We start from the raw sequence: 282 nt of genomic DNA on the forward strand, positions 1-282 counted from the left end.
CGTGTGGCAGGGTCGGCCGCCACCGGCGCCTCGACCAGTTCGCCGATCGGGCGCCCCGCCAGATTGAGCGGAATTTCCCGAAACGCCGCATCGACCGCCGCCTGGATGTCTTCGGCGGACTCCGGGAGAACGATGTCGAAATCGCGCAGCGCATTCCGCGCGACGGCGAAGCTCTCGTCATATTTGCCAGCGACCTGGTACAACTCCATGCGCAGGCTGAAAACTTTTGCGCGGTCAAGATTGGAGCGCGCGCTGCCCAGCATCATGTCCAACAGCGCGTCG

At 64.5% G+C, this 282-nt stretch carries 1 protein-coding gene; it reads right to left on the reverse strand.

Annotated features, from left to right (window positions below):
- On the reverse strand, positions 1-266 hold a 266-nt coding region (locus SB771_RS34095), incomplete at its 3' end, for a hypothetical protein (RefSeq protein ID WP_410721930.1).
- Between the last annotated feature and the right edge of the window lie 16 nt (positions 267-282).

It is taken from the genome of Burkholderia sp. SIMBA_051 (assembly GCF_046534915.1).
Classification (GTDB): Bacteria; Pseudomonadota; Gammaproteobacteria; order Burkholderiales; family Burkholderiaceae; genus Burkholderia; species Burkholderia ambifaria.